Annotated in this window: 16 protein-coding genes; 9 read left to right on the forward strand and 7 right to left on the reverse strand. The window is 43.0% G+C overall.

Annotation, left to right across the window (positions count from 1 at the left end):
* The first annotated feature begins 362 nt into the window (after positions 1–362).
* Entirely contained in the window at positions 363–770 is a 408-nt protein-coding gene (rnk, locus tag RA178_RS09980; protein ID WP_028759704.1) for a nucleoside diphosphate kinase regulator, read from the forward strand.
* 95 nt (positions 771–865) lie between these two features.
* Entirely contained in the window at positions 866–1,363 is a 498-nt protein-coding gene (locus tag RA178_RS09985) for a GNAT family N-acetyltransferase (protein ID WP_263177229.1), read from the forward strand.
* 83 nt (positions 1,364–1,446) lie between these two features.
* On the opposite strand, the gene fur is transcribed toward RA178_RS09985, so the two are convergent.
* Complete coding sequence (gene fur / locus RA178_RS09990; RefSeq protein ID WP_028759706.1) at positions 1,447–1,878, reverse strand: ferric iron uptake transcriptional regulator; 432 nt, start codon at positions 1,876–1,878, stop codon at positions 1,447–1,449.
* Positions 1,879–2,135: 257 nt separating this feature from the next.
* Between fur and cobB the strand changes: the two genes are divergently transcribed.
* The 4 genes from cobB (at position 2,136) to corA (ending at position 5,083) form a co-directional block, all read left to right on the forward strand.
* Positions 2,136–2,867, forward strand: a complete 732-nt coding sequence (gene cobB / locus RA178_RS09995; protein WP_263138521.1) for a Sir2 family NAD+-dependent deacetylase — start codon at positions 2,136–2,138, stop codon at positions 2,865–2,867.
* Complete coding sequence (locus RA178_RS10000) at positions 2,864–3,313, forward strand: ATP-binding protein (protein WP_263177227.1); 450 nt, start codon at positions 2,864–2,866, stop codon at positions 3,311–3,313. The genes cobB and RA178_RS10000 overlap by 4 nt, the downstream gene beginning before the upstream one ends.
* 323 nt (positions 3,314–3,636) lie before the next feature.
* Positions 3,637–4,008 carry a hypothetical protein gene (locus tag RA178_RS10005; protein WP_263177226.1) on the forward strand — a complete coding sequence of 124 codons (372 nt, stop codon included), beginning with the start codon at positions 3,637–3,639 and terminating at the stop codon, positions 4,006–4,008.
* A 127-nt stretch (positions 4,009–4,135) separates the two neighbouring features.
* Positions 4,136–5,083 carry a magnesium/cobalt transporter CorA gene (gene corA, locus RA178_RS10010; protein WP_105252689.1) on the forward strand — a complete coding sequence of 316 codons (948 nt, stop codon included), beginning with the start codon at positions 4,136–4,138 and terminating at the stop codon, positions 5,081–5,083.
* A 190-nt stretch (positions 5,084–5,273) separates the two neighbouring features.
* On the opposite strand, the gene RA178_RS10015 is transcribed toward corA, so the two are convergent.
* Positions 5,274–6,536, reverse strand: coding sequence for an HD-GYP domain-containing protein (locus RA178_RS10015; protein WP_028759711.1), 1,263 nt, complete (start codon positions 6,534–6,536; stop codon positions 5,274–5,276).
* 118 nt (positions 6,537–6,654) lie between these two features.
* Between RA178_RS10015 and RA178_RS10020 the strand changes: the two genes are divergently transcribed.
* A complete protein-coding gene (locus RA178_RS10020; RefSeq protein WP_306685274.1) occupies positions 6,655–7,350 on the forward strand; it encodes a 2OG-Fe(II) oxygenase in 696 nt (231 codons plus the stop codon).
* A 15-nt stretch (positions 7,351–7,365) separates the two neighbouring features.
* On the opposite strand, the gene RA178_RS10025 is transcribed toward RA178_RS10020, so the two are convergent.
* The 4 genes from RA178_RS10025 to RA178_RS10040 form a co-directional block, all read right to left on the reverse strand.
* A complete protein-coding gene (locus RA178_RS10025) occupies positions 7,366–8,715 on the reverse strand; it encodes an ATP-binding protein (RefSeq protein ID WP_028759713.1) in 1,350 nt (449 codons plus the stop codon).
* Entirely contained in the window at positions 8,706–9,380 is a 675-nt protein-coding gene (locus RA178_RS10030) for a response regulator (protein ID WP_219252121.1), read from the reverse strand. The genes RA178_RS10025 and RA178_RS10030 overlap by 10 nt, the downstream gene beginning before the upstream one ends.
* Before the next feature lie 182 nt (positions 9,381–9,562).
* Complete coding sequence (locus tag RA178_RS10035) at positions 9,563–9,922, reverse strand: hypothetical protein (RefSeq protein ID WP_028759715.1); 360 nt, start codon at positions 9,920–9,922, stop codon at positions 9,563–9,565.
* Between the two features lie 171 nt (positions 9,923–10,093).
* The gene (locus RA178_RS10040) at positions 10,094–11,416 is read right to left on the reverse strand and encodes a dicarboxylate/amino acid:cation symporter (RefSeq protein WP_173496825.1); all 1,323 of its coding nucleotides are present in this window, start codon (positions 11,414–11,416) and stop codon (positions 10,094–10,096) included.
* Between the two features lie 222 nt (positions 11,417–11,638).
* On the opposite strand from RA178_RS10040, the gene RA178_RS10045 reads away from it, so the two are divergent.
* A complete protein-coding gene (locus RA178_RS10045) occupies positions 11,639–15,271 on the forward strand; it encodes an Ig-like domain-containing protein (protein ID WP_306685275.1) in 3,633 nt (1,210 codons plus the stop codon).
* Between the two features lie 94 nt (positions 15,272–15,365).
* On the opposite strand, the gene astB is transcribed toward RA178_RS10045, so the two are convergent.
* Positions 15,366–16,700, reverse strand: coding sequence for an N-succinylarginine dihydrolase (gene astB / locus RA178_RS10050; RefSeq protein ID WP_173244483.1), 1,335 nt, complete (start codon positions 16,698–16,700; stop codon positions 15,366–15,368).
* A gap of 330 nt (positions 16,701–17,030) precedes the next feature.
* Here astB and topA point away from each other — a divergent pair, with 330 nt between their 5' ends.
* Positions 17,031–19,673 carry a type I DNA topoisomerase gene (gene topA, locus RA178_RS10055; protein WP_113940531.1) on the forward strand — a complete coding sequence of 881 codons (2,643 nt, stop codon included), beginning with the start codon at positions 17,031–17,033 and terminating at the stop codon, positions 19,671–19,673.
* The last annotated feature ends 157 nt before the right edge of the window (positions 19,674–19,830 follow it).

Below are 19,830 nucleotides of genomic sequence, written 5' to 3' on the forward strand. Positions count from 1 at the left end.
TTTTTATTGGCTGTAATTTCGGCAGCGAATCGCAGTAAATGACAGGAATGGGATTGAGCTAACACCATGAAGACTAGATATTTTTTCTTCTACGGGTTAGATTGATGCTTCTCTACTACGCGCTCGTCTGCGTCATTGGCGAGGATAATGTGAGTAGAGCCATTAACCATGAGCTAAGTGCTTATGGCTTCAGTGCTGTTCTGCAAAAAATCTTGAACTCAAATTTATTTAACACGGTTGCAGTCTATCGTTGCGAGCGTATTTGTTTTATGGGGCTTATCGCATTGGGGGAGGGTAAGCAACAGAGTCGATGTTAGCCACAGTAACGGCTTAAACATCACATTTTTTACGAGGGAAAAACTGTGAAAACACCTAAAATCATTATTTCGGAAATTGACTTAGAAAGACTAGAGCGATTATTGGAGTCACTGCCGGCAAATGCGTTTCCGGGCAAAGCGGCATTGGAGGCTGAATTAGACAGAGCCGATATTGTGCCTGCATCACAGGTGCCCGCGAATGTGGTGACCATGAATTCAGAAGTGAAGTTTAGCGTTTCATCCAGTAATGAGACTTTCTGTTTACGTTTAGTGTATCCAAAAGACGTGAACGGCGCGGGCACGATTTCTATTTTGGCGCCGGTGGGCAGCGCATTATTAGGGCTCTCTCAAGGTGATGAAATTGAATGGCCAGGTCCGGGTGGTTCTATGGTAAAAGTGCGTATTGAGGAAATCCTGTATCAGCCTGAACGCAGTGGTGATTTCCACCGTTAAGCTTGAGGTATTGGCGTAGTGTCGTTGACGTTACGCCAGTGCACTTTAAGCGAACCATTGGTTGATTTTTAAGTGCCATTTTTGAAGGAGCAAAGATGATAACCCAAACTGAACGGTTAATTATTCGACCATTTACTGAGCAAGATTGTGAAGCGCTTTATTTGATGAACAGTAATCCCGCGATGCTGAAATACATTCCCACCGCGGCATTTACAGCTCGCGAGCAGGCGGTTGAGTTGTTTCACAAGGTGATCACAGTCGATTATCAGCAACATGGTTTTGGCCGTTGGGCGGTAGAGCATAAAGCCGATAAGCGGGTGATTGGTTTTTGCGGTCCGAAATTTATTCCAGAATTCAGCGAAGTCGAACTGGGTTATCGTTATTTCCCTGAGTATTGGGGAACTGGAATTGGTACTGAGGCCGCATTTGCTGCATTAGCTGAATTTAAACGTTTTGGCATTGACCAGACGATTGCACTTATCTTAGCAGGGAATCTCGGTTCTGAAGGTGTGGCTAAGCGTGTGGGCATGCATTGGCGTGAGCAAAATGAGTTTATGGGCCATAAAGTGAATATCTACGCCAAGGTGTTATAGCGGTTTACCCGTAAACATCATCCAATAAAAAACCAGCCTTAGGCTGGTTTTTTGCTTAATGCTTTATAAACGCAATGGCCGACTTAGGCGTCGTTATGCTCACAGGTATCGTTGGTGCAAGTGCCGTACAAATATAAGCTGTGATTAGTCAGCTTAATGTTGTGTTTCATGGCAATTTCATCTTGACGACGTTCGATGACTTCATCTGAAAACTCAATCACTTTGCCACACGATAGGCAAACTAAGTGATCATGATGATGCTGAGTCGATAGTTCGAAAACGGCTTTACCGCTCTCAAAATGATGGCGACTGACAATACCTGCATCATCAAATTGGTTTAACACACGGTAGACGGTGGCTAGACCAATTTCTTCACCGATATCGAGCAGCTTCTTGTACAAATCTTCTGCACTGATATGTTGGTTTTCAGGTCCTTGCATCAGTTCTAGGATCTTGACTCGTGGCAGGGTAATTTTCAAACCCGCTTTTTTTAGCGCTTGATTTCCATCTGTCATTGCTAATCTCTTGATTGCAGAACCAATAGGTTCATCCGTGGATAGTGTTTGCCATTATAGGTGCTCAGGTTGAAAACTTAAACCTTTGTTCTGGCTTTCTAGGGCGATATGCAGATAAATTGTGTCAATAGGCGTTAAATCACAATATTTTGCGGCAATTCAAGCATAGTTTTTGTATGGTTATACCAAGGAATAATATTCACGGCTGCCAAAGTCAGTGAGAATAATTCAAATAAATAAAATAATAAGGAATCGGCATGTACCAGCAAATTGTGGTGTTAACCGGCGCAGGGATCTCTGCTGAGTCGGGTTTACGCACCTTTCGCGATCAAGATGGTCTATGGGAAGAACATCATATTGAAGACGTTGCTACACCAGAAGGGTATGAACGTGATGCTGAATTGGTAGAGCGATTTTACAATAGTCGTTGGTTGCAACTGCACAGTGGCACGGTTGAGCCTAATGCAGCGCATGTGGCCTTGGCAAAGTTGGAAGCGGACTTTAAAGGTCAATTACTTATCATCACACAAAATATTGATGACCTGCATGAGCGTGCGGGCTCGCGCCGTCTATTGCATATGCACGGTGAATTATCCAAAGGCCGTTGTCCGCGCTCACGTCAGACCTTTATTTTACGTGAGCCCTTTGGTGCCGATAATTGCTGTACTTGTTGTATTCCGGCTCAGCGATTACGCCCCCATGTGGTGTGGTTTGGTGAAATGCCCTTAGGGATGGATCGAATTCACGATGCGCTCGATAACTGTGACTTGTTTATTGCCATTGGCACCTCTGGCACTGTGTATCCTGCCGCGGGCTTTGTGGATACTGCTAACCATCATGGGGCTCAAACAGTCGAAGTGAATATGATGGCACCCGATAGACACAGTCAGTTTCAATATCACCTCACAGGAAAAGCGGGGGAGTTAGTGCCTCAGTTGGTTGATACCATTTTAGCGGGTCGAGTGATTGGCAGTGAGTCGAACGCATGAGCGAAAAAGTTGCGATTATAATGCGTGGCTTACCGGGCAGTGGTAAATCACATTGGGTTGAAACTTACATTCTTTCCCTTCCTTTAGAAAAAGCCATTGGCGTGCGGCAACGTGGCGTATTTTCGACCGATAGTTTTTTCTACCATGAAGATGAATACCGTTTCGATGCCAAGAAATTACCTGAGTTTCATCAATGTAATTTGACGGGGTTTATTCAGGCACTTTCTTCAAGCGAGCCTGTGGTGATTTGTGATAATACCAATCTGTGCCACTGGGAATACATGGCCTATGAAGCGGCGGCAAAAGCCTTAGGTTATCAAGTTAGAATTGTGCTTGTGGGTGAACCAAACAGTCTGGCTCATCAGCAGGAATGCGCCAAACGTAATCGCCACGGCGTTCCTTTGGCACAAATTCAGCGGATGGCGAAGGGATTTGAAGATTTTTAATGTCAGGTACTTACTTATGTTGAGTATTGTGATCTGTAGCTATCAATTTTAGGCATGGGTCCCGCAGTGTTTTCGCCCTGTCATAAGTCTGTTGTACTCTGTTTAACGTTTTGCTTTGTCTATGTCTATGTGCATGTGTGTGGCTCTTACATTCGCCTTATCTATTTGACTGTGCACTTTAAGCTTGATCCCAAAGACAGTTTATCCACATAAGTCTGCGTATAATGCGCTAACTTGTGTGGCATTGAAGGGCTAATGCAAGATTGCTGCTGACTTGATCGAGACCATTGAGCACAAGCGGACGTTTATCAGAGGAAAGAGCCATGCTCATTAAAATTTTACTAACAGTCTTAGTTATTGCTGGCGCTTGGTTTTTGCTGGTGAAACGCAAGCGTCAGATTGAACCTCAGGTTGTTAATCTCAGTTCAAAGCGTTTTAGTGAACCGCTGTGGCGTCGATACCTGTTGACGGGTGTGTTTGTAGTGATTGGATTTAGCCTGCTGAGTTACAGTGTTTGGTATTGGCGCGATCAGCATAGAATTGTCACTGTGAGAATTGTGTCACCGAATGCCGACAATAACGGCGAGTATCGTGTGCGAAAAGGGGATATCTCAGACTCGAAAATGGTCACTATCGATGGCATCCATATTCGCTTTTCGACCCAAGAACGGTTGGCTATTATCGAAACCGATTAAGGCATATTTATTTTACTAAATTACCTTGCACGCCTTTTCATTGCCAACTTATGCGGTAAACTAGCGACAATTTTTTAGCCTGCACTTAAGTGGAATCGTTAACTTAAGTTTTTTTTCAGGAGGACAAATGATTACTGCTTATGTCTATGATAATCGTCACCTTACTGTGACAGAGCTCGGCATACTGGACAGTATTCCCGCATCGACCATTTGGTTAGATCTGTATAAACCCGATGATGAGGAGCGAGAGTGGTTAAGTCATTTTTCTGTTGAAGAAGTGCCTGACGAAGAAGATATCAATGAAATTGAGGCCTCAGCACGTTTTTATCAAAACAGTGACGGCTTGCATATTAATTCGTTATTCCCACAGCGTGTCGGCCAAGATGTGCGCGGCGTTAACGTTTCCTTCAACCTTCGTAGCAATTTTTTACTGACAATTCGTGAAGAAGACGTTGGTCTTATCCGTTTGCTGCGTAACTATTTGCGTTTAGGGCGGTTAGAAGTATCGACACCGCAGGAATTGTTTCTCGAATTATTTAATCTGAAAGTGGATTATTTATCTGACTTAATTGAAGACGTTTACACTGTACTTGAAAATGTCGGTGAGCAAGTATTTGATAACGATGAACTTGACGATGTATTTAAACTCATCACTCTGCAAGAAGACTCTAATGGTAAAATCCGATTAAGTTTGCTCGATACTCAGCGCTCACTGCGTTATATGCAGCGTTATTATCGTGGCCAGTTATCCGATGAACATTTAAAGGACTTGCGGGAAATGTTGTCGGATATCGAGTCGCTGATGCCCCACAGTCAGTTTATTTTCGATAAGTTAAACTTTCTGCTCGATGCGGCCATGGGGTTCAGTGGTCTGCAGCAGAACAAAATCATCAAAATCTTCTCGGTTGCCGCTGTGGTGTTTCTACCACCGACCTTGATTGCCAGTAGTTATGGGATGAACTTTGCCAGCATGCCTGAGCTTGAGTGGCAATACGGTTACCCTATGGCGATTGTGATGATGTTAGCCAGTGCCGCAGGTACTTACTTCTTCTTTAAACGTAAGCATTGGTTATAAGTCTGGCGCTAGCTGTGTTGGTTTTCTCGAATTTAAAATAAGGGTCGAATGCAATATTCGACTCTTATTTTTATCACTGCCATTTAACTACGTTCATTCAATGACTTTTATTCAATGAGTGAGACTCGATGACTTTGCTTAAATGAGTGAAGCTCGTTAGACATAATCGTTAAGCCAGTTTCTTAATCAACTACTTACGACTATCGCCGCCAAAGTAGTAACTCACTCGCTCGCGCGGATTCAAATATTCGTGGACTTTTTCAGGAAGCGCCGCAGGTGGTAAGCAGCGCACTATGCTGATCCCTTCAATCTCTAAATCAACGATAGGTGCTTGGTCTTTAGGAACTAAGGCATCGTAAACCAATATCTTAGGGCATAGCAGTTTAGTTAAGTTAACCGACATCACCATGGCATATTGACCGCTGGATAATTCCACTACACTGCCGGGGGGATAAATGCCCAACATCTTGATCATCTTGCCAATATACTCTTGATTTAGCTTAGTTTTGTATTGCTTATATAAATGCCCCAGTGCGGCGTAGGGCATTCTGGCTTTGCCCTGTTGGCTTGGGTAACACAAGGAGTCATATTCGTTCACTACCGCAATCAGTTGCGATACCTTATCGAGAGCCTCTTCCTTTAGGCCTTTGGGATAACCACTGCCATCGAGAAACTCGTGGTGATTGGTGATTGCAGGTAAGGCTGCTTGGGGAAAATTATCGGCTAATTTGAGCAGTTCAATCCCAAGTAAAGGATGCTGCTTGATAAAATTAAGCTCTGGTGCTGACCAAGGTGTCGATTTTTTTAGAATTTGTGGTGGGATTTTTAATTTACCCACATCGTGGAACAGGGCACTGAGACCGACCGTTTCGATTTCACTTCTATCCCATTCCATTTCTTTGGCGATCAGCATAGAGAGGATCGCAACATTCAAGGAGTGATAATAAATGCTTTCATCCTGCTTAGCATCACTCATCAAATGCAGCACTAAGTTATCTGAGTTGAGCAGCTGTTCGACTATGGTGTGCACCAAATCTTTGGCGTCATCGACCGCATTTAAGGGGCGATTACGTAGCTTAGAGATGAGGCTGCGCATCATGGCTACTGAGCGGGTAAAATTTTGCTCAGTTTTATTAATGTCACGGCGTAATTTTTTTTGTACTTCGATTTGCTCAGCCTTGTATTGATCCATGTCGTTTTTAAGCACATTGATTTCAGCACTTGGCGGCAATTTGATAGGGTTGACCGCATCAGCATGTATCGGGGCGACGTCGCTGCGTTCTAAATCGACGATGACATGTTCGATGCCCAGATTTTTAATCAACTCGATTTGCGCAGCTTGTTTAATATGAAAGCTACTGAATAAAAAGGGATGATCTTTCCAAGCCACGGGCAAACGCACAAAGTTGCCGACTTGAAGTTGATGGACTGAAACTTTACAGCTTTTTTTCATATTCTTGTTATCGTGAAGCGTAATGTGGGTTATTTTATCTCAATGATGCTGCTTTACAATTACTTAACTAACATGTCAGCATAGTAAGCCTAGAAAGTAGCCACTCCATTGAGGAAGTATGGACTTTATTGAAGTATACCCTAATGCGTTGCCGAATGACTTGTGTGACCGTCTCATTCTGGCATTTGAGCAACATGCTGGCGTTGTTGATGGACAAACGGGCAATGGCGTCGATCTGGAGAAGAAGATCAGCCGCGATTTGACCTTAGATAGTTTCGTCGACCTGCAGCCCATCAGAAACGAACTCTTAGGTTATACCTTAAAGGGCGCAGTAGATTATTTTACAAAATATTCAATGGCATTAATGGGGGCGGTAGCTGTGTCAGTGAGTGATGAGCAGGGCCAACCTGTAACGCTAACTCCGACTAATTTTGCGACGCTGGGTGCGGCTAGGGCCGATGGCTTAGTGAAGTATTTGTATCGCAGTGGCAGTATTAATATTCAAAAGTATCAGCAAAATAAAGGCGGTTATCCCCATTGGCATTCGGAGCAATTCCCGCAGAATGGCCACAATGAAGCTCTGCATCGCGTCGTGCTCTATATGTTTTATTTAAATGATGTGGAAGAGGGCGGCGAAACCGAATTCTATTATCAACAGCGTAAAATCTCCCCTAAAAAAGGCACTATGGTGATAGCGCCTGCGGGATTTACTCATTCACATCGGGGAAATAAACCTGTGAGTGGTGACAAATATATTGCCACTTCTTGGATCATGTTTAATCGAGCCGAACAGCTATATGCGGTGATTGCATGATAGTATCCCAGTTTCTTACACTGGGATACGGATCCTAAAGAGCGCCCCTTCTAAGCGACTTTCTTCAATTTTTAAGCTGCCACCGTAGCTGTGAACGATTTCATCACAGACAGCTAATCCGATCCCTTGCCCTGGGGACTGAGTATCGGCACGCACGCCACGTTGGATAATCTTCTGTCTTAAGCTTTCTTCAACACCTGGGCCATCATCTTCAACAATGAGTTCAAACTCACCTTGTGAGTTAATTTTAGCCGATACATGCACTTGGCTGATACACAGGCGGAAAGCATTTTCCATAAGGTTGCCACACAGCTCCATTAAGTCACCCTTGTTGCCGGGGAACATCAAAGAGGGGGATATGTTGGCCGAGAACTGCACTTGTTTTTCTCGATAAATTTTAAACAACATTTGTGCTAATTGATCGACTAAGGGCGCAATAACAGTTTGTTCTTGCTTCAGGCCTTGTCGGCCTAACATGGCCCGTTTTAATTGGTATTTGACCAGCTGATCCATTTGGCTGACTTGTTCCATGATCTTTTCGCTTGCCGATTGTTTACTCAAACTGGCGTCATCTGTAATGGCATGCACGGCGGCTAAGCGGGTTTTAAGACTGTGTGCCAAGTCATTCATAGCATTTTGATAGCGCTGTTGTTGGGCACTCGATTGTTGCAACATCTGGTTGAGTGCTTGCGTTACGCCTTCAAGTTCAACAGGATAGCCCTCAGAAAGTGATTTACTCTTCCCTTGGTTAATTGATTGCAGTTCATTTTGCATCCGTACCAAGGGACGCATGCCCCAATAGGCGGCGCTGACCAATAGAATTAAGGCTAAGGCCAATACCATGGCTAAACGAATATAAGTACGTTTACTGAACTTACTGTATTCTTGCTCCAGTTTGGCGGCATCTTTCATGACGAGGAGGTTGTAATGCACACTGGCAATTTCTACCGCGAGCAAATAGACGAAATATCCTCTATCGTCAGCCATGGTGAGGTAGTAGGGCGGGGAGTCGTTACGGATTTCGTTAAAACGCTCACAGGTATCAAATAAGCCACGATCTACTGCGAGGGATGAGGTCCAAACCTGCTTAAATTTGTCATCGCAACTCGCTATCACATAACGCTCTTGTTTATTATTTTCTTCCAACCAAGCACTGGTATCGGGGATAAGATCGTGCTCCCGTAATTCGGCGGCGACTTGGGGAATTTCGGCAATGAGTTGGGCCGTTTCTTCGTTATAACTATTTTGCGCATGCAGAATATTAACCATCCATGCGAGACCAAAACCCACTAAGGTAATAATTGATAGTGAGGTGAGAAACATCCGTGTCAGCAGACGTTTCTTGAATTTTAATCTTAATTGCATGGCAGGTTAAATTTATATCCTTGGCCGCGGATGGTCACTATGGGGGTATCGATACCATCGCGGGTCAGTTTTTTACGCAAGCGGCTGACCATAACTTCAATCGTATTGGGATCGCCTTCCTTATCACCATAAATCACATCGAGTAAACGTTGCTTGGCGACAACCTCATGACAATGGCGCATCAAATATTCGAGGATTAAATATTCAAAGGCAGTGACCTCCATGACTTCGTCACCCAGAGTGACTTGTTTGGCGGCGAGATCGAGTTTCAATTCTCCACTGCAAATCACGGGTTTAACAAAACCTGCGCTACGTCGCACTAAGGCATCAAGCCTTGCGACAAGCTCTTCTTTTTGAAAGGGTTTCACTAAATAGTCATCGGCTCCGGCGTTAAGGCCTTCAACTTTATCCTGCCAATTAACTCGTGCCGTGAGAATTAATATCGGTGCTTTAAGACCCGCTTCACGGAGTTGTTGAATTAAGCTAATACCATCTTGATCGGGTAGCCCTAAATCGACAATGGCTACATCGATGGGATAATTAGTGGCTTGATAAAAACCTTCTTTGGCAGTCAGTGCCACTTGAACTTGATTGCCGAGATCGCTTAATTGCACTTTTAAGTGGTGGGATAAAATAGGATCGTCTTCAACAACCAAAATTCTCATAATATAATGCCTTAAAGTGTATGAGCTAAGCTTTAGCAAACTAGTCTACGCAAAATCACACTGATAACCAAATAGAGGAACAGCATATCTTAGTTGAACTTAACCTTTGCTGACCGAGTTGAACTTGTGGTCAAAATAAGTACTAATTTATTGTTGAATAAGAAGGTTTTGCCGTTAAAGTGTTAGCGTATTGGGGAATTTCCCCAAGGCGATTTTTGTTTTCTGATCCGCAAAATGCCGTTGCCACACATAATCGCGCCTAAGGTAAATAACATCACCGCCATCATGATAAAAGATAATCTCAACCAAGGCATTTCTTGCGCTAATCGCAGATGTACCGCTTCAATGGTTGTGACGCCCCAGACGGCAAAGACACTTATAAATAATAAAATTTGTAATAAACGAAGTAAGTAAACTGAGTTAAAAAATAAGACCAAAGGCGCAAGTGCAAAAGGAATAGCAAAGTTAATTTGTTCGTAACGTACGAAGTGGGCACTCAATAACCAGCATGCAATCAGGATCCAAAGACTTCTCCACCACATTTATACCCCTCCCATTAAACGTATTAAAATAGTAAACATAATGTATCTAAAAACAAACTTCCGTACTATTGGTGCGTTCACATTTTGCTAACAATAGACATGTTAACTGTATTGCGTTCAAACAAAAACGCCCAACACTGAAGCTGGGCGTCATTTTGGTCTTTGTGAGGTTTAGTTCGATTTATCTAAATGATGAACTTGCTCATCAAAACTTCTAGCAACTTTACCCGCTTGAGTGTTGTTAAACACTTGCTCGTTAAATTCGCCCTCTGATTTAGCAATAATTACAGTTGCTACGCAATCACCTGTGACGTTTACAGCAGTACGCACCATGTCGAGTAAGCGATCGACACCGATAATCAGGGCAATCCCTTCCACTGGCAAGCCAACTTGATTTAACACCATGGCCAGCATGATAAGTCCGACACCTGGAACACCCGCTGTACCAATTGATGCTAACGTGGCAGTCACAACGACAACAGCATAATCGGTTAGTGAGAGCTCAATGCCAAAAACCTGCGCAATAAACACGGTGGCAACGCCTTGCATGATTGCTGTGCCATCCATATTAATGGTAGCGCCTAACGGTAGCGTAAAAGCGGCGATTTTATTATCGACACCTAATCTATGTTCAGACGCTTCTATGGTAATGGGTAAAGTGGCATTTGAACTGGCGGTTGAAAAAGCAAACAACTGCACATCGCGCATTTTACGAATAAATATTAAGGGATTGAGGCCTGAGAAAAGTTTTAGAAGTGTAGGGTAAACAACAAACGCATGGATCAGTAATACACCTAAGACCACGAAGAAATATTTAACCACACTACCAAAGGTCTCTAAACCGAGTGTTAATGCAAGTTTTGCCATCAGCGCAAATACACCATAGGGCGCGAGTTGCATGATCAGTGTCACGACACGCATGATGACTTCATTTAAATCTTCAAACAACGCCGCAATACGTTTGCCGCGCTCACCAATATGAGCAATAGCAAAGCCAAAAATCACCGCAAAAATAATAATTTGCAGCATATTACCTTCGCTCAATGCCTGCATCGGATTAGTGGGCACTATGTTTATCAGCACATCAGCAAGACTTGGGGCTTCTTTTGCGACGTACTCCATTTTTTCTGACGCCAGTGAGGCGTTTCCAGGATGTATAAGGACTGCGCTGACAATTGCAATCACTAAGGCAATGGCGGTTGTGAATAAATAGAAGGCGAGGGTTTTCCCCCCTAAGCGGCCTAATTTTGAAGGTTCACTCAGTGAGCAAGTTCCGCAAACTAATGAAATAAAGACTAAAGGAACAACTAACATTTTTAAGCTGGAGATGAAGATAGTACCGATAACATGCAAGAAACCTTCAGTAATATAATCTTTTACTATATCGCTTTCTGGAAAGGCATTGCGAAGAAAGAGGCCTAAAGCAATACCTGTTCCCATACCGATCAGAATTTTACTTGTAAGGCCGAGTTTATTTTTTATAGAAATTGCCATAGAGAGTCCTGTGTGTTTTTTATACATTCTATTTTTTGGCGCTCACAAGACTAGCAAGAAAATCGTGAAGATGAAATGACAATTAATGTTAAAGTATTTATCAGATTTGCGAAATAAAATAAGATAGTTATGGGAAAGTTGCGTGAAAATTGTGTAATGTTAGCCTATAAGTAATAAGCGTCTCGCTTAGGTATTATCATCAGAGTAACAGGGAGCCTGACAATGAAGTCAGCGTATAAGGTTTTTCTCGCAGGATTGTGTTCGCTTTTATTATTAGCATGTGGTGGTGGAGGCAGTATCTCTGATGATGGTTCCGGTACTCCGCCGACGCCAAGTGTCGTCACTGTCACTCTGAGTATTTCTCATAGCGATAGTGTTTCTGTCGCAACACCTGCAGAAGTTAAAGCAACGGTTGTCGATTCTAAGACTGGACCTCTAGAAGGTGTTGTCGTTTCATTTAAATTAGATAATGACGCTTTAGGTTCTTTTACTCCCTCAACTGGGACGCAGTTAACTGACGCATCTGGAGTTGCAACGGTTAAGCTTGAGACTGCAACTTTAGCAGGGGCTGGAAATGTAACAGCTAGTGTTGCGAGTGGGGCTTCCATAACCAAGGGTTTTTATTCAAAAGGGGATGGTGTTGTTCAGCCTGGAACGGGAAATAAACTTAAGTTATCACTACAGAATGCTCAGGGACAAACTATAACAAAAATTAGTTCTGCGATACCTGGTACTGTTAGTGCTCTTTATACTAATGGTTCAGATGAACCATTAGTAGGTAAAGTCATAACTTTCACTTCAAACTTAGGTAAATTTTCACCTCAATCAGGTACTGCACTTACCAATGCTCAAGGACTTGCTAAAATAGCAATCACAGCTGGTTCTGTTGCTGGGGCAGGTAATATTATTGCTAAAGTTGATGAAAATATAGAGCCACTTGGATTTGAGACATTAGGTGATGAAGTTATTGTTAAGCCAATTGATGCGTATAGCATTGCGCTAACAATTTCTGATTCACAGGGTCAAGAATTAAGAAATATTAGTCATGTTCTTCCTGGAACTGTAATTGCAACTTTATTGAAAGACGGTGTTCCGACTAGCTATCAAACAGTCGTATTCAATTTGACTGGACAAGGTACATTAAATCCTTCTTCAGGAACGGCATTAACAGACCTAAATGGTCATGCCTCAGTGACTTTAATTACCGGAACGAACGCTGGTGCTGGGTCGGTTACTGCTAGCTTCTCTCTTGATAATGAAATAATAACTGATAGCTTTAACTTTGAAGTTGCTGGTGATGCACCTGGTGGAAATGGTGAGGCTAATTCTTTATCAATTCAATTGACCAATAGCCAGACGGGTTTGCCAACCACTAATGTCAGTGCAGCACAACCGAGCAAAGTTACGGTTACTTTAGTTGATAAAGATGCCACTCCATTGGTTGGTAAAGTGGTGAGTTTTAGTAGTTCATTAGGAAACTTCCTTCCAACGAAAGGAACTGCTTTAACAGATTCAATTGGGCGAGCTTCTATTACTTTAACAGCAGGTAGTATTGAAGGTGCAGGTGAAGTCATTGCTAGTTATGGCACTGCGAAGGCTATTGTCGGTTTTGTAACCGCTGGTGATGATATAGACCCTATAGAAGCAAGCCCTGAAATCAGTTTTGATATATATAGTTGTAATGGTGTGGCGGCATGGGATAAGACACTAAAGAACTTTGAAGTTTGTAAGATAACCGACAATATTACAAACGATAAACCCGGTATTATTGGTGCTAAAGTTACTCGTTCTGGTAGTACGCAAGCCCTACAGCAAGTTCTTGTTACTGCCGCAACAACCTTAGGAGCTATTAGCCCTAATTCGGGGACCGCCATCACGAATGCTGATGGTAAAGCTATTCTTGATTTGTACGCAAATGGTAACGTTGGGGCAGGCGAAGTCTCTTTAAAAGTGAAAGATGCTACCTCAACTAAAGCGTTCGAAATTGGTAGAGTGAATATTAGCCTCGATATAAAAACAAGTGTAGGCAATAACTCTTTACCGGCAGGTGGTTCTACTATTGTTGAAGTCACGGTTTTCAACCCAGATGGTTCATTATCAACAGGACAACCTTTCACTCTAGAATTTTCATCAGAATGTGTTGCTGCTGGTAAAGCTGTCATTGATACGCCTATAGTCACTAACGCTGGCAAAGGTTATTCGACTTATCGTTCAACTGGATGTAGTGGTTTAGATACAATATCTGTTTCAGCTGTTACTGGTGGCGGCTCAGTTTCTAAGACAACTCAAATTACAGTTGATACAGTAAAAGTTGGAGCTATTGAGTTTGTTTCTGCAACACCTAATCAGTTGGCTCTGAGTGGCACCGGTGGAATTGCAGGAGTAGGTGCACGTAGTGAGACATCTGTTGTTCAATTCAAGTTATTAAATGAAATTGGTCAACCAGCTAGTCAACAAAGAGTTTGTTTTGAATTGAGTACCGAAGTAGGAGGCATGACTTTATCACCATCACCTCTTGCTGAGGATTATTTAGCATGTAGCAATATGCCTCAGCCTGGAGATGCTGAGTACCCTTCTGATCTGAGCCTACCGAATAAATATGCTGTAGCTTACACGGATGCATTTGGCGAAGTTTCAGTTACGGTAAAAGCTGGTGATATTCCTACACCTGTAAAAGTATTTGCTTTATGGTCTGGTAGTACTGGCAACGGTCATGATGCAACTATTTCTAATATTTCAGATGAGTTAGTTGTATCTACAGGACTTGCTGATAATGATAGTTTCTCTTTATCTGCCACCATTCTTAATCCTGAAGGATGGGATCATGATAATGAACAGTCAACAATCAATGTGTTAGCTGCGGATCATTTTAACAACCTTGTACCTTCTGGTACTCGAATTAGTTTTAGAACTGAAGGCGGTGGTATTGATAGTTCATGTGTTACTGGCTCCAAAGATAATGGTGCCGGTGTATTAATTCCTAATGGTGGTTGTTCTGTGACTTGGCGAAGTCAAGATTCTCGTCCTTTCAGAGGGACTACAGTGATTTGCCCTAATGGTGGATTTAATGGAATTATCACTCCGCCATGTACGGGAAATAGTTATGCTCGTTATCTTGACGGTACTAATTCCGTTATTGCAGAACCTCGTCCAGGTAGAACGACAATTACGGCTTACGCGATAGGTGAAGAGAGTTTTGTTGATTTAAATGGAAATGGGTTATTTGATAAAGATGAAGATTTTAGTGATTTATCTGAAGCGTTCACAGATCACAACGAAGATGGTAAATATCGAGGTTCACCATTACCTGCAGGAGCGGTTAAAGAGGAATTTATTGATTACAATGTAAGCGGTTCTTTTGATGGTGTAGATGGTAAGTATACTGGTTTACTTTGTGCGCAAGGCTCAGAGGCAAACTGTACTAATACTGGAAGTGATAATTTTAAAGCTCAGTTGAATGTATTTAGAAATCTTCCATTAGTCATGTCTGGCAGTACTCCATTCATGAGACTGGTGAATATAGATGCAGTAACAGGAAATATTACCCCAGTACAACCGATTGATTTAACAGTCGATGCACCACAAACCGTTTATTTATTCCTTTCAGATTTAAACAATAATACGCTTCCGTTTGGAACTACGATAACTGGGACAGCGGATAATGGTGTATTAAGTTCAGTGACCTCAACTTACGTAATAGGAAATAATACCTCTAATAAACCATTGCTCTATCCTTTTACTATTGGTTTAGAAACATCTCCAAATAAGAAAACAATTGGACAGCTAACGATTACGATTAAAACCCCTTTGGGTGAACCATTAGCTGTGTTTGTCAACGTGATAGATGCTGGTTGATGATTTAGTTAGTACAGCGTAAACGCCCGATTAGCATTCGGGCGTTTTTCTTTGTAATGTAGGGTTCGTGTGAAATATAAAGCGCCAACTTGTGCTAACGCTGGAACTGATAAACGCTACCTAGTTTCATGATCTGTGTCAGTTCATCTAGAGCTGTTCGAGATTCGATGATTAGTTGAGGGTCTGCAAGATCTTGGGTGGTTAATCTGTCACGGTAATGTTTGTCGACCCAAAGGTTTAAACGAGTAAATAAAGCATCATTCATCAGAGTGTGTTGATTTACCGCTGCGACTTCCACTTCATTCATGGCGACACGTAAACGAAGACAGGCAGGGCCGCCACCGTTTTGCATGCTTTGTTTTACGTCGAAATAAAGCACTTGCTTAATCGGCGTGTTTAACGTGAGTAATTCGTTCAAATAGGCAAATACCGCGGGATTTTCTTGGCAATCTGTTGGGGCAATAATCGCCATTTCACCGGATGGCAACGTAATAATTTGAGTATTGAATAAATAGCTTTTGACTGCGTCGTTAATTGCTACTTTCGCGGTTGGCACTTCAATGAAATACAGCTCAGTGTCGAGTTTACGTTTAATTTCATCGATCTTATTCTGGGTATTTAAGAAGGCTTGTTCGTGGTAGAACAGGACATTTTGATTACCTACTGCGATAACATCGTTATGGAATACACCTTGATCAATCACATCAGGATTCTGTTGGATGAAGACGCAATTATCGTCTTCCAGCTGATGTAAGCGTGCGACTGCCATCGACGCTTCTAAGGTTTGTCTTGCTGGATATTTTTGCGGTTTAGGTGCATTGGGATTAGTGGCTTCTTGTCCATAAACAAACAGCTCAACACCAGCATGGCCGTATTCATTGCAGAGACGAGTGTGGTTTGCGGCACCTTCATCACCGAAGCTATTATGCTCAGGTAAGTGACTATGGTGATGAAAATAGTGGGGATCACTGAAAGTTGCTGTTAATATGCGCCCCGTTGTCAAAGGCTCGATGCTGCGATGCAGTTTGTCGACTAAATTTGCTGGGGTGAAATGCAGTTTGCCGTCACGTGTATCTGCACTTGGTGAGACGGTAGCGGCATTGGCTGTCCACATACTGGAAGCACTGCAACAGGCATTAAGTAACATAGGCGCTTCTTTTGCCGCTTGTTTTAATACATTAGCATCAGAGCCGGAAAATCCAATTCGGCGCAATGTATAGAGATCTGGGCGCTCTTGAGGAGCTAATATTCCTTGAACCATGCCCATATCGGCTAGTGCTTTGGCTTTTTGGAGTCCTTGTTTTGCTGCAGCTTTGGGGTTGGAAACTAAGGCGGCATTGCTAAGTGAGGCTACATTGCCAAAAGACAACCCTGCGTAATTGTGTGTTGGTCCAACGAGTCCATCAAAATTCGCTTCAAAGTGCTTCATTGCTTATCCTTGTGATAGGGAAAGTTATTATTTGTTCATATGGTCCCTGAGGGAACCCAGTATACTGAAGCTTTTCGAGTGCACAAGCGGACGGTTTTGTGCTCAAAGCGACTTTTTCACGATAAATGCATAACTATTTCTTGCTTGCTGGCAAATAATGAAATATTAGTTTTTAATTACGCATATTATATTTTTACATTTTTTCAACTTTGATTAAAAAGTGACTCGCTGGTACATATAAAAGAGGGATTAACTTGAAACTATCAGTACAACCCTCTATATATGGTGCCAATTTCCACCTTCTTGAGATTTTTTGGCGCAAATTAAACTATGGGTAAATCGCTAGTTATTGTCGAATCACCGGCCAAAGCTAAGACTATTAATAAATATCTTGGCAAAGAATTCATCGTTAAATCGAGCGTAGGTCACATCCGTGATCTGCCGACATCATCGACTTCAGAAGGCAATGAAAAGGTTAAATCCGCTGCCGAAGTTAAGAAGATGTCGCCAGAAGAAAAAGCTCAATATAAAAAGGTGAAAGATCAGCAAGCGCTAGTGTCTCGTATGGGCGTAAACCCTGAAAAGGGCTGGGCGGCTAAGTACCAAATTTTGCCGGGTAAAGAAAAAGTCGTTAAAGAGTTACAGGCACTTGCCGATTCTGCTGACCAAATCTATCTCGCAACCGACTTAGACCGTGAGGGAGAAGCTATCGCCTGGCATTTGCAAGAGGTGATTGGTGGTGATCCTTCACGGTATCAACGTGTTGTTTTCAACGAAATTACTAAGTCTGCGATTCAAGATGCTTTTAGTAAACCGTCGACACTCGACACTAACATGGTTAATGCCCAACAAGCGCGCCGCTTCTTAGACAGAGTTGTCGGTTTTATGGTGTCGCCTCTGCTGTGGAAAAAAGTCGCTCGTGGTTTATCCGCTGGGCGAGTGCAGTCGGTTGCCGTGCGTTTAGTGGTCGAACGCGAAAGCGAAATCAAAGCCTTTGTGCCTGAAGAATTTTGGGATGTACACGCAGAGCTCAATACGCCCGCTCAAGAAGCTTTGCGGATGGAAGTGGTTAAGCATCTAGATGCTGCCTTTAATCCTATCAATGAACAGCAAGCGATGGCTGCGGTTCAAGCGTTATCTGCGGCAAGTTTTACTGTGCTGGCCCGCGAAGATAAAGCGACTCAAAGTAAACCATCGGCTCCTTTTATTACGTCGACACTGCAACAGGCCGCGAGTACACGTTTAGGTTTTGGTGTGAAGAAGACCATGATGATGGCGCAGCGACTTTACGAAGCCGGTCATATCACTTATATGCGTACCGACTCGACCAATTTGAGTCAAGAAGCCGTTGAAAACTTGCGCGATATGATTGCCAAAGAATTTGGTGATAAGTATCTACCCGCCGAACCGATTCGATACGGATCGAAAGAAGGCGCACAAGAGGCTCACGAAGCGATTCGTCCATCAAACGTTCAAGTGCAAGCAGCGACCTTATCTGACATGGAACGTGACGCTCAGCGCTTATATGAGCTTATTTGGCGCCAGTTTGTCTCATGTCAAATGACACCTGCACAATATGATGCCACTAAGTTGACCGTAAAAGCGGGTGATTATGAGCTCAAAGCTACGGGACGTACCTTACGTTTCGATGGTTGGACTCGCGTACAAACAGCGCTTAAGAAGAAAAACGAAGAAGACAATACGTTACCATTCGTGGCTCAGGGCGATGTATTAGCATTAAAAGAATTGCAGCCTAAACAACATTTTACTAAGCCGCCAGCACGATACAGCGAAGCTTCTTTAGTAAAAGAATTAGAAAAACGCGGTATTGGCCGCCCATCAACCTACGCAACCATCATTTCAACGATTCAAGATCGTGGTTATGTAAAAGTCGAAAATCGTCGTTTCTATGCCGAAAAAATGGGTGAAATTGTCAGCGAACGATTGGTGAGCAGTTTTGCTGATTTGATGAGCTATGACTTTACCGCCAGCATGGAGCAAACATTAGATGATGTGGCTCGGGGCGAGTTAGACTGGAAAAAAGTACTCGATGGTTTCTATGCTGACTTTACTAAGCAATTAGAAAAAGCGGAACTAGATCCCGAAGAAGGTGGCATGCGTCTTAACCAAATGGTGATGACGGATATCAAGTGCCCAACTTGTGGTCGTCCTATGGGGATCCGCACTGGAACGACTGGGGTTTTCCTTGGTTGCTCTGGTTATGAATTGCCCCCTAAAGAACGCTGTAAGACGACGATGAACCTCACGCCTGGCGTTGAGGCGATTAGCGAAAACAGTGAAGATGCCGAAACAGATGCACTGCGTGCGAAGCACCGTTGTAGTATTTGTGGCACGGCAATGGACAGTTACCTGATCGATGAGAAGCGTAAGTTACACGTCTGCGGTAACAATCCAATCTGTGAAGGCTATGAAGTCGAAGAAGGCCAATTCAAGATCAAAGGCTATGAAGGTCCACTGATTGAGTGTGATCGCTGTGGTCACGATATGGAACTGAAAAATGGTCGTTTTGGTAAGTATTTCGGTTGTACTAACGAGGAATGTAAAAATACTCGTAAACTGTTGAAAAATGGTGAGGCGGCGCCGCCAAAAGAAGATCCTATTTATTTACCCGAACTGAAATGCAGTAAATCGGATGCCCATTTCGTATTACGTGATGGTGCGGCGGGTATCTTCTTAGCGGCTAGTACTTTCCCTAAATCCCGTGAAACCCGTGCACCTCTGGTTGAGGAGCTGGTTCAATACCGTGACCTGCTATGGCCTAAGTATCAGTATTTAGCGGATGCGCCAGTCACTGATGATGAAGGCAATAAGGCTGCGGTGAAGTTTAGCCGTAAGACGAAAGAGCAATACGTTGCGACTGAAGTCGATGGCAAAGCCACGGGTTGGTCTGCGCATTACGTCAATGGGAAGTGGGTGAGTGAATCTACCAAGAAGGCCAAGAAAGGCGCATAGTGACTGATTAAGCTAGCTTAACGCTAATAGAACAACAAAAAGCCAAGTCAAATATGACTTGGCTTTTTGTTTGTGTGTTTTCGATATTAATTTGTTGCTATAGATAATAATTCAAACATGTTGAGTACTTTACACTTACAGATACAAACTGACTCAC

The sequence above is a fragment of the Shewanella oncorhynchi genome (assembly GCF_030848765.1).
GTDB lineage: Bacteria > Pseudomonadota > Gammaproteobacteria > Enterobacterales > Shewanellaceae > Shewanella > Shewanella oncorhynchi.

Coding starts and splice junctions, on each gene's coding strand:
- cobB (WP_263138521.1), top strand. CDS start 2,136: ATGTACCAGCAAATTGTGGTGTTAACCGGCGCAGGGATCTCTGCTGAG.
- RA178_RS10030 (WP_219252121.1), bottom strand. CDS start 9,380: ATGAGAATTTTGGTTGTTGAAGACGATCCTATTTTATCCCACCACTTA.
- RA178_RS10000 (WP_263177227.1), top strand. CDS start 2,864: ATGAGCGAAAAAGTTGCGATTATAATGCGTGGCTTACCGGGCAGTGGT.
- RA178_RS10025 (WP_028759713.1), bottom strand. CDS start 8,715: ATGCAATTAAGATTAAAATTCAAGAAACGTCTGCTGACACGGATGTTT.
- topA (WP_113940531.1), top strand. CDS start 17,031: ATGGGTAAATCGCTAGTTATTGTCGAATCACCGGCCAAAGCTAAGACT.
- RA178_RS10005 (WP_263177226.1), top strand. CDS start 3,637: ATGCTCATTAAAATTTTACTAACAGTCTTAGTTATTGCTGGCGCTTGG.
- fur (WP_028759706.1), bottom strand. CDS start 1,878: ATGACAGATGGAAATCAAGCGCTAAAAAAAGCGGGTTTGAAAATTACC.
- astB (WP_173244483.1), bottom strand. CDS start 16,700: ATGAAGCACTTTGAAGCGAATTTTGATGGACTCGTTGGACCAACACAC.
- RA178_RS10020 (WP_306685274.1), top strand. CDS start 6,655: ATGGACTTTATTGAAGTATACCCTAATGCGTTGCCGAATGACTTGTGT.
- RA178_RS10035 (WP_028759715.1), bottom strand. CDS start 9,922: ATGTGGTGGAGAAGTCTTTGGATCCTGATTGCATGCTGGTTATTGAGT.
- RA178_RS10015 (WP_028759711.1), bottom strand. CDS start 6,536: ATGAAAAAAAGCTGTAAAGTTTCAGTCCATCAACTTCAAGTCGGCAAC.
- corA (WP_105252689.1), top strand. CDS start 4,136: ATGATTACTGCTTATGTCTATGATAATCGTCACCTTACTGTGACAGAG.
- RA178_RS10040 (WP_173496825.1), bottom strand. CDS start 11,416: ATGGCAATTTCTATAAAAAATAAACTCGGCCTTACAAGTAAAATTCTG.
- RA178_RS09985 (WP_263177229.1), top strand. CDS start 866: ATGATAACCCAAACTGAACGGTTAATTATTCGACCATTTACTGAGCAA.
- RA178_RS10045 (WP_306685275.1), top strand. CDS start 11,639: ATGAAGTCAGCGTATAAGGTTTTTCTCGCAGGATTGTGTTCGCTTTTA.